The organism is Gordonia sp. YC-XJ4 (assembly GCF_059511865.1).
The window spans coordinates 5819520-5832640 of record NZ_CM183447.1 but is presented as its reverse complement, the minus strand read 5'-3'; the positions used below and the strand labels follow the sequence as shown (position 1 = coordinate 5832640).

The 13121-nt window shown below is 65.6% G+C and carries 9 protein-coding genes and 1 pseudogene; 5 read left to right on the top strand and 5 right to left on the bottom strand.

All coding sequences use genetic code 11. The features are described 5' to 3' along the window. Positions 1-27: 27 nt before the first annotated feature. Both AC5ZH6_RS26180 and AC5ZH6_RS26175 read left to right on the top strand, forming a co-directional pair. Positions 28-840, top strand: coding sequence for an MBL fold metallo-hydrolase (locus AC5ZH6_RS26180; RefSeq protein WP_496167995.1), 813 nt, complete (start codon positions 28-30; stop codon positions 838-840). Between the two features lie 360 nt (positions 841-1200). After that, positions 1201-2576, top strand: a pseudogene (locus AC5ZH6_RS26175) (IS1380-like element ISGbr1 family transposase). Between the two features lie 299 nt (positions 2577-2875). Here the strand turns inward: AC5ZH6_RS26175 and AC5ZH6_RS26170 are convergent. From AC5ZH6_RS26170 to AC5ZH6_RS26160, 3 genes are all read right to left on the bottom strand, one after another. Beyond that, positions 2876-4273: an IS1380 family transposase gene (locus AC5ZH6_RS26170; protein ID WP_288338282.1), complete on the bottom strand. Its 1398-nt coding sequence runs from the start codon at positions 4271-4273 to the stop codon at positions 2876-2878. A gap of 121 nt (positions 4274-4394) precedes the next feature. Beyond that, positions 4395-7922: a DUF3376 domain-containing protein gene (locus AC5ZH6_RS26165; protein ID WP_288336197.1), complete on the bottom strand. Its 3528-nt coding sequence runs from the start codon at positions 7920-7922 to the stop codon at positions 4395-4397. Between the two features lie 152 nt (positions 7923-8074). Continuing rightward, complete coding sequence (locus AC5ZH6_RS26160; protein ID WP_288336195.1) at positions 8075-8644, bottom strand: type 1 glutamine amidotransferase domain-containing protein; 570 nt, start codon at positions 8642-8644, stop codon at positions 8075-8077. Positions 8645-8754: 110 nt separating this feature from the next. Between AC5ZH6_RS26160 and AC5ZH6_RS26155 the strand changes: the two genes are divergently transcribed. Next, positions 8755-9864: an NAD(P)/FAD-dependent oxidoreductase gene (locus AC5ZH6_RS26155; RefSeq protein ID WP_094601357.1), complete on the top strand. Its 1110-nt coding sequence runs from the start codon at positions 8755-8757 to the stop codon at positions 9862-9864. Between the two features lie 20 nt (positions 9865-9884). On the opposite strand, the gene AC5ZH6_RS26150 is transcribed toward AC5ZH6_RS26155, so the two are convergent. Together AC5ZH6_RS26150 and AC5ZH6_RS26145 are read right to left on the bottom strand one after the other, a co-directional pair. Further along, on the bottom strand, positions 9885-10733 hold the full coding sequence (locus tag AC5ZH6_RS26150) for a ribokinase (protein ID WP_094601356.1): 849 nt from the start codon (positions 10731-10733) through the stop codon (positions 9885-9887). Between the two features lie 197 nt (positions 10734-10930). After that, positions 10931-11335, bottom strand: coding sequence for a hypothetical protein (locus AC5ZH6_RS26145; RefSeq protein ID WP_094602117.1), 405 nt, complete (start codon positions 11333-11335; stop codon positions 10931-10933). Between the two features lie 114 nt (positions 11336-11449). On the opposite strand from AC5ZH6_RS26145, the gene AC5ZH6_RS26140 reads away from it, so the two are divergent. Both AC5ZH6_RS26140 and AC5ZH6_RS26135 read left to right on the top strand, forming a co-directional pair. After that, a complete protein-coding gene (locus tag AC5ZH6_RS26140; protein ID WP_006371735.1) occupies positions 11450-12259 on the top strand; it encodes an MlaE family ABC transporter permease in 810 nt (269 codons plus the stop codon). Further along, a complete protein-coding gene (locus AC5ZH6_RS26135) occupies positions 12260-13120 on the top strand; it encodes an MlaE family ABC transporter permease (RefSeq protein WP_006371734.1) in 861 nt (286 codons plus the stop codon). It abuts the gene before it with no gap. The last annotated feature ends 1 nt before the right edge of the window (position 13121 follow it).

Below are 13121 nucleotides of genomic sequence, written 5' to 3'. Positions count from 1 at the left end.
TTCGCGCTGCGCGCCTACGACTCCGGGGTGCATCTGATCTCCGAGCCGGGTCACGTCAACAGCTACCTGATCGTCGGCACCGAGCGCGCACTCCTCTTCGATACCGGCCTGGGCATCTCCGACATCAACCGCGCGGTACGATCCATCACCGACTTGCCCATCGTGGTGGTCAATTCGCATCACCACTTCGATCACCGCGGCGGGAATCAGCATCTCGATGCCGTCGACTTCTTGTGTCACCCAACAGGTGTCATGCTCTACGACGCGGTGGACCCGGCCGAGTTGGCCGCGTACGCGCAGGCTGCGGCTACTATGCTGGACAACTATCGACGGTTTCGAGAGATGGACAAGGTCAAGTTCTTCCTCAGCCCCGACGATCTCGTGATGCGGCCGATACCCGATCTGGCGGACTGGTCGATACCCGCCACACCACCAACCGGTGACATCGACGATGGTGACGTCATCGACCTGGGCGGCCGTAGTCTGCACGTCCTGCACACACCGGGGCACGTTCCCGACTCGATCTGCCTGTGGGAGGAACAGTCTGGGTTGCTGTTTTGCGGAGACACGTTGCTGACTACGACTTATTGGGCGCATCTACCCGATAGCGACGTCTCGGTGTTTGCATCGTCACTACAGCGACTCGCGGAGCTACCCGTACACACCGCTTTTGTAGGCCACAATTTGGTGGCCCACGTCGACGGTCAGTTCGTCCATAATGTCGCGAGAACATTCGCATCGCTGGCCTCAACTCCGCATGGTCATCTTGAGGAAGGCCCGAACGGCCAACCCGTACTCCGCACTGATGGGCCAGGATTCGCAATCCTATCTCCGCCTTGACAACACTCCACTCAGGGCCTTCCGGTACGTAACCGGCGTCTACATTGATCCTGAAGCGACCACCCATTCCGCAAGATCGGTCGACTGTACGTCAGGTTGAAGAGTGGAGAACCCACATCGTGCTTGACAAAGTGAACTTCTGGACAGGTAGGCCTAACCAACCGTTCTAGCGGACGAGACTTGCCGAGGCCTCCCCATCGATTGGCTCGGCCTAACCGCCACTCCGCGCGGAGGCACTTAGCCTCGATCCACCGATTTGCTTGTGATCGGTCGGTGAGGGATAAACGAAATGCCCTGTCTGAGTGACAGAATGGGACTTCTCTAGGGTTCCATCCACACACACAGGAGGGCATGTCGTAGATGCGATTGTCTCACACTCACCCGGTCCGGTCTGCATCCTGTGACGATCCGAATCTCCTCGCCGCTGCGGGGGTGGTGCCGGTGATGGCGCTGGCCGAACGCGCCAGCCTGTCGGAGTTGGCCCGCGAGCATCTGAGCGTGCCCACCGACAAGGGCGCCCATCCGGATCGGAAAATGTTTTCCCTGGTGGCGGGGATGGTGGCGGGCGCCGACAGCATCGACGACATGGCCGTGTTGCGACACGGCGCGATGGGCAAGGTGTTCGACCATCCTTACGCCCCGTCGACGTTGGGATCGTTTCTTCGCGAGTTCCGGTTCGGGCATGTCCGCCAAGCCGACGCGATCGCCACCCGGCTGTTGGCGGGACTGGCTCGCCATACTCCGGTGCTGGCGGTGTCGACGGGCCGGTGATGATCGATATCGACGACTCGATCATCGAGGTCCACGGCCCGGCCAAGCAGGGCGCCGGGTTCGGCTACACCCGAGTGCGTGGGCTGAACTCGGCGATCACCACCCTCACCTGTGGTGACGGTGCGCCGGTGATCGCCGCTCAACGCCTGCGCACAGGGGCGTGTAACTCCGCGCGCGGGGCGCATCGGTTGATCGCCGACACCCTGGCCACCGTGCGGCGGCTACGGTCGTCCGATGCGTCGGGACCGATACTGCTGCGAGCGGATTCAGCGTTCTACGGCCATCGCGCGATCACCACCGCGCTGCGGGCCGGTGCGCAGGTGTCGGTCACCGTGCGTCAGGATTCCCACGTCCGAGCAGCGATCAGCGAGATACCGGCAGATGCATGGACGCCGATCGAGTACACCGACGCCGTCTTCGACGAAGACAGCGGCCAGTGGGTCTCGCGGGCCGAGGTCGCCGAAGTACCGTTCACCGCGTTCACCTCCAAAGCCAAGCGCCTGCAGGTATCCGGACGGCTGGTGGTGCGCCGTATCCCTGACTTCGCAGCCGAGGGAGACGGCTTGTTCGACGTGTGGCGGTTTCATGCGTTCTTCACCACCAGCGACCTGGACACCGTGACCGCCGACAAGACTCACCGCGGTCATGCGATCATCGAGCAAGTCCACGCCGACCTCAAAGCCTCCGCATTGGCGCATCTGCCCTCGGGAAAGTTCTGCGCGAACGCCGCCTGGCTGGTGTGTGCGGTCATCGCGTTCAACCTGACCCGCGCCGCCGCCTGTCTCGGTGGACAGCGTCTGGCGAAGGCGACTACCTCCACCATCCGACGCACCCTGATCTGCATACCCGCTCGAATCGCGTCCTCAGCGCGGCGCATCACGATGCATCTACCCGCCCGATGGCCGTGGGAACGCGAGTGGAACCTGTTGTTCAACAACACGATCAAACGACAACACTCAGCCTGACCCCTAACCACCGGCCAGAACCGGCCCCGACACGAAACCCAGTGAAACACGCCGACACCAGAGATCGGCGACTCACCCACGCCCACCGCCACCCCGAACATACACAACACATTTCACGAGACATCAAAAAGCCGATCGGTGGATCGAGGCTAAGCCTGAATCCACCGATGAGTCCTTGAAGGTCGATCCGGATCTGGATTCCAGACGAGTGCGGGCTCAGGGCGTGAAGTAACCGCTGGTTTGCCCAGCTTTTCCACGGTGCGGCTCCGGTCGTGCCGTCTCGGCGGGTCGGTCAGTGTTCAGGTGGTCGAGGGCGGACTGTGGCCGATGGTGTTGGCCCACAGTCGAAGCCAGGCAGCCGACCAGGGCCAGTGCGTGGGCAGTCGCAAGATCGGTCTTCGTTGCGGTCGACACAATCGGGCGGGAAGGTTGACGATCTTGCGGCGTAGCGTCGCCCCACGGGCGCGCGAATGCCCGCCACCTGCAAGAACACCGGTCGCGCGCAGCAGATTGTGGGCGATCGCCGCGCAGAGCACCCATGCCGAATTCGCCCCGAACCTCCCCGACGGCATGTGCGCCAGGGGCCCGTCGATGAGGTCGGCGAAGACGGTTTCGATGATCGCGTGCCGGCGATGGGTGACATCAGCATCGACGGTGTGGGCGCTGGTGTTGGTGAAAAACGGGTGATATCGCCACACCGGAAACAACGCGTCGGGGAAGCGGGCGTCTTTGACGCGGCGCACGATCAACCGGGCGGTGACCGGAGTCCTGGTGGCAGCGAAAGCGGTGTAAGTGGTTTCGGCGACCTCGGCATCGGAGATCCAGGCACCGGTGTCCGGGTCACGCACGGCACCGGGATATTTCACCGCGGTCCACGCCTCGTCGGGAATCGAGTCGATCGCGCGTTGGACGGCGGTGTTCTTGGCCAGGACGAGCGAGAAACACACTTTCGCGCGCAGACACGCGGAGATGACCGCGCGGGTGCCGTACGCAGAGTCCCCACGGACCACGATGGTCCCGGTCGCGCCGGCCTGGCGGGCGGTGACGATGGCCTGAGTAACCATCCGACCTGCACCTTTACCCGAGCCGGCCTTCCCGGCCCGCAGTCGCATGCCGGTGATGATCGGCGCGGAGTCGGCGGTGCTGATGGTCGTGGCCAGCGGGGACAGGCCTTTGCGCAGGATCTGTTTGCCGGCGATTTTCGTGTGTCCGTAGCTCGCGCCTTGTTTGGCGTGGCCGTAGACCGGGCGCAGCAGCGAGTCGATGTCGATGAACGCCTGCTCGGCCAGACCGGGCAGGATCTCGACCCGGGCGGCGAGTGCGATCAGGTGTTCGCGGAGCACGGATTCGAGCTGACGTGCATGACCGAAGCTGAACTCGCGCAGCAGCGTTCCCACAGTCGAGGGCGCGTAGACGCCTGCGAACAGGTGTGGCATGCCGCCCGAGCGCAGCAGGTCGATATCGTCGATGCTGTCGGCGCCGGCGCACATCCCGGCGATCAGGGTGAGCAGTTTCGGTGCCGGGTTCGCGGCCCCGGAGGTGACCTTCGTGGTGGTGATCGAGACCTTCTCGGTGAGCAGGTCCGGCAGGTGGGTGTGTTCGGCCAGTGTCATGACCGGGACCAGTCCGGCGCACGAGACGAGGTTGTCCTCGTCGAACACGGCGGAGCCGTCGATGAACTTGTGGGACACTTTCACCGGAAGTGCCTTTCGTGACCTGGTGGATTTGTTGTGTGAGAACTCCAATCTTCCCAGTTCAGGGGGCACTTTCTTCAGTTCGACACGCTGCTACGCGGCTGATCGTTCGGTGGATTCAGGCTTAGTCGGTTGGGCGCAAGCCCATCTCCTCGGAGGTGCGTGGTGTGACGTTGCCCAGGAACACCGCGAGGTAGAGCCACCACACGATCACCGGAACGAGGACGGTCAGGGGCAGCGCCGAATCCGGGATGACCCAGACGTCGAAGACTGCGGCGATCGCCCCCGAGAGGATCGCGGCGGGAGCCGCGTAGGTGTAGACCTGGGCGGCCGAGGTCCACCCCCACAGTGAGCACGCGACGAGGACGGCACTGCACGCCGCGGCGAGCACCGCGGTGTAGATCGGGGCGCTCGGCGGGGTGGCGTCACCCCAGAACGCGGCGACGACGATCGCGACGATGAACACCACTGCGACGATCAGGGGAACCCGCTGCCGCAGACGTCGGCCGAATCCCTGCACCGCCGGTGGGTCGTATGTCAGTGCGGGAGGCACTTTCGTGCAACGGAGGGCGAGCGTGATCGCCCCACCGGCGACGAGCACCCACACGATGAGCAACGGCTCGATCTGGTAGCGCGTCACCACGCGTTCACAAGTGAGGACGCCGGTGATCACCGCGGCAGCGATACAGCCGACGCCCACCGCGGCGGTCCACTGACGCCACTTTCGTGTCTTCTCTTCCGCGGAGCGCAGGGTGGTCAGCCAGGACTGGTGTGGGCCGCCGCTGACGGCTTGTTCGAGTCGGCCGTCCATCTTGCGCCACTTGCTTTCTGCGGCAAGGGAACGTGCGACCAACAGAAGGCCGATGAGGCCGGTGAGAGCGGAGACGGTGTACCAGAGCACCGGGCCCGTCTCGGAATCGCCCGGCAGGAGAAAGGACGTCAGGAGAGTCGCCGCCAGCGCGATCAGCAGGCGCAGCGGGTCGACGATCAACCCCAACAGGACCGGGATGACGCGCAACAGTGCGACACCGAGGATCACGACGGACTTCTTGACTGGGCTCGGAAAGATCGACGCCGGCTGCAACGCCCGGATCACCAGACCGGACGCGCGCGACACGAGACCCACACGATACGACGACGGGAGGTCGGTGATGGCGCCGAGGCCCCGCGCGGGAATCGCTTGGGCGTCGGGGTCTTCGGTGACGATATCGCTCTGAAGTCTCTCCTTGTAGTCGTGCCGCCGCGCGTCCTGCCGCGTCTTCTGCTCGGCGTCGGCACGCGGATCGTCCGGCAGGAGGAGGTCGACGATGCCCGACGCGGCATTGACTCGGCCCCATCGCCAGTCGCTCGCACGCCACCGCCAGTCGAGAAAGCCGGCGAAGCGGGCCAGGGGAGTGCCGCAGAGTTTGTCCTCGGCGCGTTGGAGACCATCGATCTTGGTCATCCACTCGGACAACTGTTGCGGATCGATGGCGTCGATCGCGGTGTCGTGCTTGAGCCATGCCTCCAACTGGGTGGCCACGGCGTCGGCGCGAAGGGCTTTGAGGTAGTCGGGTCCGATGGTGACGGGAGGCTCGTCGCCGGTGATCTGGTGGTAGCGGATGACCGACTGGGTGTCGGGTCCGCCCGACACCGCGATGAGGCGCACGATCTCGTACGCGGTGTATGTGGTCTCCGCGGGAAGCCTCTGAGCCAGAGCGTGATACAAGGACTCATTCCAGAACTCCTCGTTGGCGCGCGCAGAGGCTGTCACGAGGGCTGCCAGATGCGCGTGGAGGTGGCCCCAGAGTGTGGTGAGGAGCGACGCGGTCCCACCGTCGGAGGTGAGCCCGACTCCGCTCGCCTCGGTCGACGGTGACAGGGCGCTGTAGAAGGTGGCGTCGTCGACGCTGTTGCCCTGGGCCAGTGCACTGTTGACATCAGCACTGATGGTCAGCGCGTGCTGCGCGGCGATACCGTCGACGAGTGCATCGGTCCACTGCTCCGGGGTCGCGGCCACCGACGCCAGCTCGGTGTCGACGGTGAGATGGCGGGCTTGTAGGAGCACGGCGCCGCAGCGATACAGCGAGGGCTTGAGCGCGCTCGCCGCGTCCTTCCCGGCACCCTCGAGCGCACGTGCCCAGGCAATCAGGAATTGTGTCGCGTCGATGGCGGCGGTGACGTCCCCACGGGTCATCACCGACTCGGCCTGCGAGTCGGAGCCAGCCGCGGTCGAGCCCGGGGTGACCCTCGTGTAAGCCTGGGCGAGTGCGTCTTTGATGCGCAGGCTGAGCAGTGGTTCGATGGGTGTGCGTGGCTCGGCCGGGAACGGCGGGGTGAACAGCATTGTGTGTGGTGCGGTGAGGATCTCGCTGTAATGCTGTGCGTCGGAACCGATCCGGGACTGGATGTAGCGGCTCACCGGAATGCTCGGCAGAGGACCCTTGGTGGTTCCCAACCACGCGGCGAGTTCCTCGGTGCGCCCGCGCAGCGCGAGCACGCTGTCGTTGTGTTCGCGGATGTAGGTGATCTCGTCCTCGGCCGACTCCTGTCGACTCTTCATCGACATGCCGGAGCGAATGACGTTGAGCCAGCGCGACAATTGGGCGGTTTGCTTGGCGAGCACTCGTCGCTGCGCATTGTCCGTCGCCGGCATCGGGATGGGTTCGGGTTGCGCGGGCGGTTGTGGGTCGAGGTACATCAGCACACGCTCGGTGGGCGCGGACGCGGGCGCGCGTTGGATGGCGCGGATCGCACGGTCGATCGGGATGTTGTCGAAGACCCCACCGTCGATGACGAGAAAAGGTGCCTCCCCGGACACCGTGTTGCTGCCTGCCGTGTCGTCACCCGTGGCAGCGCGAGCGAACGGAAACACTCTGTCCATGTTGGGTTTTCCGCCGCTGTTCGGCGCGATCTGCTCGGGTGAGTCGATCGAATACACCGTCGCCGGTTCGAAGGCGCCCGGAAACGACGATGTCGATCGGATCGCCAGTGCCATGGCCTGCCGAGCGACCTCGGCGGCGGACTCGTCGTCGCCCAATCCGGGAATGGTCGAGTACTGCGAGCCGAGGCCACCGGGCCGGCGGGTGAAGGAGAAACCGCCGCGGGCGGTGGTCACCTGCTTGTCCGGGTCGGGGAGCAGGGTGGCGGCGAGTTCAACGCTCAGTGCTTGCGGCGGCTGCCGTTTCGACAGTCTCGGAGCGGCGGCGATCCTGTTCACCGCTGTGACGGCCAGAGTCAGGAATCGCCCGTCGCCGGACAGCACGGAGTCGACGGCGCGAAATCCCGACCAGCGATCCGCTGCGGCGTTGTCGGACGGGCTGCGCAGCAGATCCCAGAGACCACCGTCGTTTTCCCACGTGCTGCGCACGATCGAGTCGGTGACCACCCCGTAGCTCTGCGCGAGTGCGAAGAGCACGGCGTTGAGTCCACCCGCGCTGGCTCCGGCGAGGATGTCGAACTCGACGGCTTCGTACTTGGCTTCGCCGAGCAACTGACGATAGATCTCGGCACGGCCCGAGGTGTCAGAGGTGTCGTCGTTGGCCCGCCGCAACAGATCGAGCTCCGCGATCACCCCGCCGATCCATACCGCCATGCTCACTCCGCCACGCATGGCGAGCGCCACGCGCAGGGTGCGGGTAGGACTCTGACTCGTGCTGGTGTCCGGTGACATCGTCGCGGTCCTCCGCCGGGGTCATCGCCCGACGCGACAACACTGATGCCTATTCAATCGCAGTCCGGACCGAATCGGACAGCATGGTGTTCCCCGGCGTCTGCGAATCGATATACGCGACGCCGGGGGCGCTACTCAGGCGTCGGCGGTCCTCAGGCGTCGGCAGTTCTGCGGCCGAACTCCACGACGAGTGCGGAGTTGAAGGCGGCCAGATCGTCCGGTTTGCGGCTGGTGATGAGGGTGTTGGTCCCGTTGCGATCCACCACCACCTCTTCGTCCACCCAGTTGCCGCCGGCATTGGCGATGTCGGTCTTCACACTCGGCCACGAGGTGATCGAGCGACCCCGGACCACATCGGCTTCGACGAGGGTCCACGGTGCGTGGCAGATCGCGGCGACCGGCTTGCCCGCGTCGAAGAAGCCCTTGATGAAGTCGACCGCGGACTCGACCGTGCGCAGATAGTCCGGGTTGGCCACCCCACCCGGCAACACGAGCGCGTCGAAGTCGTCGGGGGTGACGGTGTCGGTGGTGGCGTCGACGTGGAAGGTGTCGGCCTTGTCGAGATGCTCGAACGCCTGCACGGTGCCGCTGTCGGTGGACACCAATCTCGGCGTGCCGCCGACCTCTTCGACCGCCCGCCACGGCTCGGTGAGCTCGACCTGCTCGATGCCCTCGGGTGCGACGAGAAATGCGACGGTGATTCCCTTGAGTTCTTCAGCCATGGTGCTGCTCCTTTCGCGTCTGTTCTCTCCCCCGGCTGTCCCGGTTACCCCAGAGCAGTCGCGTCCAAACCCTGTCGTGTCAGAAGCCGTGCGCTTGTACTGTCGGGCACATGACCACCACCTCGGACGTCGCCGTCATCGGCGCGGGCATCGTCGGACTGTCGGCGGCACACGCGGTACGTTCCCGTGGGTACTCGGTGACGGTCTTCGAGTCGGGAACGCCCGGTTCGGGACAGTCGGCCGGAGTATCGCGAATCTTCCGGCACGCGCACGACGATCCGCGGATGGTGGCACTCGCGGTCCGGGCACGACGGCAGTGGCGCGACTGGGAGGACACCTTCGGTGTGCGACTCGTCAGCGACGACGGCGCGCTCGCACTCGGACCGACCGCCGTGCGACGGCTGGCCCTCCTCGAAGATCACCCAGACATAGGGGCGCGACTCGTCGACCGTGACGAACTGGCCTCGCTGCTACCGATACTCGGCCACTACGACGGCGGAGCGGTATTCGACCCGAATGGCGGGTCGATCGACACCCGAACGGCGATTGCGCGTCTGGCGGACGAGGCACGAGAGGCAACGACCGGGGCCGGGCTGATCGCCGAGCAGGCGATCACCGTGCGCGACCGCTCCAACGGAGTCGAGATACGCACCCCGACAACGCTATCCACGCACGGCGCGGCGGTGGTGGCAGCCGGACGCGGCACCGCTGCCCTGGCCCGTGCGCTCTCGGTGGCGATACCGGTCGAACTCGGTGCGCACGTTCGGGTTTCGTTCGCCCTGCGCGAGGTTCCCGACCGGCTGCCGACACTGCAGGACGGCAGCGGAGCATTCGGGGTGTCGGGCGTGTATGCCGCTGCCTATCCCGACCGCTCCGCGTTCGGGCTCGGTCTCTCCGATTCGGTTGTCGCGCATGATGACGGAGCCATCGACGACGTCGACGCCCTGGCCCGCTCGGCCGACAACGCGATCGCCTACGCCTCCCGAGCACTTCCCGGGCTTGTCCACGAACCGATCGGCATCGTGCACTGCTGGGTCACGCGTCTGCCCTGGGGTGACGACGGGGTGGCGATCTGGAAGTCGGGCAACGCCTACGTGATTGCCGGACACAATCTCTTCAAACACGCACCGGTCCTCGGCGAGGCGCTCGCCGAGTCGGTGGTCGCCGGGACGGTTGCCGAGCCGTTTCGGCCCGAGGATCGGCTGGGTGCCGCGGACTGAGGGGATCGATCGCGGGGTCGTCAGGTGCGTGGCCGGGACACGAAATCGGTTGCGGTGTCCGCGGCGAGCGACGCAGCCTCGGGAAGTTCGATGCCGGCGGCGAGGTGTGCGACCAGGGTTCCGGCGAAGACGTCGCCGGCGCCGGTGGTGTCGACGGCGGTGACTCCGCGCACGTTGATGCGGGTGACGCGACCGTCGTCGACGACGAGCACCCCCTCGGCGCCCAGGGTGATGACCGCCGACGTGCAGCGTGACCGAAGCCGTTGCGCCAGCAACTCGAGATCGTCGGCTGTGCCGTAGTAGGCGGCCTCGATCTCGTTGACGACCAGCGGGTCGGCCAGTGCCAGTATCGAATCATCCAGTGCCGCGACGGGACTGGGATTGAGGACGAAGCGCCTCAGATGGGCTCGGCACCACCGTGCAGCGGCGTCGGTGACCTCGCGGGGCGACTCCAGCTGTGTGAGAACCACTTCGGGGTCCAGTGCGTCCAAGGATGCCGTGACGTGATCGGGGGTCAGCTCGGCATTCGCACCGGAGAGCACGATGATCCGGTTGGTGCCGTCGGCGTCGACCTCGATGACCGCCCGTCCGCTGAGGCCGGTGACGCGACGAACGTGCTCGACGTCGACACCCTGAGCACGTTGATATTCGAGCATCGTGGTGCCCGCCGCGTCGTCGCCGACCGCGGCGATCAGCGACGTCGAGGTGATCGCTGCCGCTGCCGCGGCCTGATTGGCGCCCTTGCCGCCCGGCCGCTCCGTCTGGGACAGCCCGAGGACCGTCTCACCGTCGGCGGGTAGACGCTCGACGTGCACCACCTGGTCGAGATTGAGGGTGCCGACCACGGCGACACGCGACGAGGAGTTCATCGTGTCGATTATGCCGGTGAGGTGGTTGTCAAACCAGCACCGTGGCAGGTGGTCTCGAGGCTCGGCGCACGCGCCTCGCACCTCGACCATCGATGAAAGGCCCCCACCCGATGGTCGAGGTGGGAGGCGCCCCTGGCGCCGACCCTCGAGACCGCCGTCAGCCGAGGCTGGTTCGACCATCGGCCTACAGGAGACGTTCAGATTCCCAGGACGCCGGCGGTGGTGTTGGAGGCCCAGGTGCCGATGTCGTTGAGCTGGCCGCGGGGCGCGTAGATCCACAGGGTCGGGCTGGTGGCGGCGCCGCATCGCACGCGGACGGGATGCCGGCCGGGTCGGACAGCGGAGCCCGGCAAGGTCAGCGTGCGTTCGGTGCCGTCGCGCACGAGAGTGCGCGAATCGACAACGACGGTGCAGCGACCGTCGGTGTGCGGGCCGGCTCCGGTGTCATAGGTGATCGTCCAGTCGGCGCTGCCCGCGGTGGTGACCGCGAGCGTGGGGACCACCGCGGCCGATGCCGGCCCGATATCCATGACACCGCCCACGGCACCGGTGATGACAACAAACGCCGTGGTCACGGCGATTCGGACAGGTATCGATCTCATGTCGGCGAGCTCCATTCGGCGCAAAGTCTTCGTGTTTCACATTTCATATATGAAGTATGTTAGCGTGTCGATCGACAGTTGAGATCTCGATCACATGCCACACCTGGGGGTCGTATGGCGTTCGAGCTGCCCGCATCCAAGGGGCCGCTACGTGATCTGGCCAATGAGGCCGGACACACTTTGGGATTTGCGCTACAGGCGATCGGTTCGCTCGTGGTCGCCATCTTCCGGTTCCGTCTCTCGATCACCGAAACGGTGAATCAGACGGTCTTCATCGGCCGGGTCAGTACCGGTCCGTCGTTGCTGCTGATGATCCCGGTCGGCGTGTTCATCGCGGTGTCGGTCGGCGAACTCGCCGGCCGCATCGGCGCCGGCGGCTATTCGGGCGCCGTCGTCGCCTTCATCATCGTCGGACAGGCCTCGGCGCTCGTCAGCGCGCTGATGATGGCCGGCGTCGCTGGCTCCGCGATCTGCACCGACCTGGGCTCCCGCAAGATCCGCGAAGAAGTCGATGCCATGGAGGTGATGGGCCTCAACGTGATCGAGCGGCTCGTGGCCCCGCGTATCGCTGCGGGGATCATCGTGTCGCTGGTCCTGTGCTCGCTGATCACCGTGACCGGCGTCGGGGCTTGCTACCTCTATCACGTCTACGTGCAACATCTTCCGGCCGGCGCGTTCATGGCGACATTCAGCCAGTACGGGCGCACCTCGGACTTCGTGATGGCACTGGTGAAGGCGGCGGTGTTCGCGCTGCTGTCGACGATCGTGGCCTGCTTCAAGGGATTACATGCTCGCGGCGGTCCACGGGGAGTCGCCGATGCCGTCAACGAGGCGGTGGTGATCGCCTTCGCTCTGGTGTTCATCTTCAACACCGTTCTGTCACAGCTCTATTCGGTGATGGTGCCGGCTGTGGGGTCGTACTAGATGGTCAGCGCAGACATCGGTTACCGCATCCGGGTGCGCTCGACGCGCCGCCTCTCCGCATTCGTCGACGGCTTCGTCCGGCTCGGCGAGTACGTCACCTTCATCCTGCGCGCGATCGCTGCGGTGCCCTACACACTCGTGCACTACCGCAAGCATGTACTCAACCAGATCGCCGAGGTGACCTTCGGCGGTAAGTCGCTGCTGTCCGGCGGTGGGACGATGGGCATCGTCCTGGCGATGTCGCTGGCCGCGGCCATGATGCTGGGCGTCGAAACCTATCGCGGACTGCAACTCGTCGGCATGACCACCTTGTCGGGCATGCTCTCGGCGATCGCCAACACCCGCGAGCTCGCTCCGGTCGTCGTCGCCATCGCGCTCGCCGCCAAGGTGGGCACCGGCTTCACCGCGCAGGTCGGTGCCATGCGGATCTCCGACGAGATCGCCGCGCTCGACGTGATGGCGATCCGCTCGATCCCGTTCCTCGCGACCACCCGCATGATCGCGGCGATGGTCTGCATCCTGCCGATTTACATGATCGGTCTGCTCGCCAGTTACATCGCGACCCGACTGGTGGTGGTCTGGTACAACGGCGAATCGTCGGGTACCTACGACTACTTCTTCCACCTGGCACTGACGCCCGCCGATCTGCTCTACTCGGCGATCAAGGCGGTGGTCTTCGCTGCGATCGTCACGCTCGTGCACTGTTCCTACGGATATTTCGCCAGCGGCGGTCCCGAAGGCGTCGGGCAGGCGGCCGGACGCGCCCTGCGAACCTCGATTCTGGCCATCGGCATCTTCGACGTCATCTTCACATTCGGGCTGTGGGGGCTGGTGCCCCAGATCCCGGGAATGGGGATCTGAC

Bases quoted from the DNA above. Each gene is read 5' to 3' on its own strand.
- AC5ZH6_RS26165 (WP_288336197.1), bottom strand. From the start codon at position 7,922: ATGTCACCGGACACCAGCACGAGTCAGAGTCCTACCCGCACCCTGCGC.
- AC5ZH6_RS26160 (WP_288336195.1), bottom strand. From the start codon at position 8,644: ATGGCTGAAGAACTCAAGGGAATCACCGTCGCATTTCTCGTCGCACCC.
- AC5ZH6_RS26155 (WP_094601357.1), top strand. From the start codon at position 8,755: ATGACCACCACCTCGGACGTCGCCGTCATCGGCGCGGGCATCGTCGGA.
- AC5ZH6_RS26150 (WP_094601356.1), bottom strand. From the start codon at position 10,733: ATGAACTCCTCGTCGCGTGTCGCCGTGGTCGGCACCCTCAATCTCGAC.
- AC5ZH6_RS26145 (WP_094602117.1), bottom strand. From the start codon at position 11,335: ATGAGATCGATACCTGTCCGAATCGCCGTGACCACGGCGTTTGTTGTC.
- AC5ZH6_RS26140 (WP_006371735.1), top strand. From the start codon at position 11,450: ATGGCGTTCGAGCTGCCCGCATCCAAGGGGCCGCTACGTGATCTGGCC.
- AC5ZH6_RS26135 (WP_006371734.1), top strand. From the start codon at position 12,260: ATGGTCAGCGCAGACATCGGTTACCGCATCCGGGTGCGCTCGACGCGC.